This is a genomic window from Larkinella sp. C7, assembly GCF_006149005.1.
GTDB lineage: Bacteria > Bacteroidota > Bacteroidia > Cytophagales > Spirosomataceae > Larkinella.
Genome location: NZ_VBSL01000130.1, coordinates 1 through 502 on the forward strand (window position 1 = coordinate 1; position 502 = coordinate 502).

The 502-nt window shown below is 43.0% G+C and carries 1 protein-coding gene; it reads right to left on the minus strand.

Translation table 11 applies throughout. The features are described from left to right. On the minus strand, positions 1 to 475 hold a 475-nt coding region (gene pth / locus FH871_RS34735; protein ID WP_138995337.1), incomplete at its 3' end, for an aminoacyl-tRNA hydrolase. Positions 476 to 502: the final 27 nt, after the last annotated feature.

Genomic DNA, 502 nt, shown 5'->3' on the forward strand with positions numbered 1-502 from the left:
TCGCATAGTCATCCTGACTAAAGGTAGACAGGACATGATGGACCACCTTGCTACCAGGCTTGGGCCGGCCGATACCAACCTTGATACGGTCAAATTCCTGACTACCAATATGCTTGATAATGGACTTGATACCATTGTGACCACCAGCTGACCCTTTCTGCCGGAAACGAATCTTACCAACAGCCATATCCAAGTCATCGTAGATGACCAATAGGTCCGCAATAGCAATATTGAAGTAGGTCAAAAGGGCCTGGACAGCCTGACCACTCTCATTCATAAAAGTCAAGGGCTTAACGAAATAAACCTTCTCGTCATTAAGAAAGCTGGAGCCAACCAGGGCCTTGAAATTTTTATCCTCGCTAAAGGTTACATCCAGATTTTTTGTAATCTCATCAATGGCCATAAAGCCGATATTATGCTTGGTTTTATCATATTTTGAGCCTGGATTTCCCAGACCAACAATCAATTTTGTCATCTTATTTTTCCCATTCCATGCTCATCA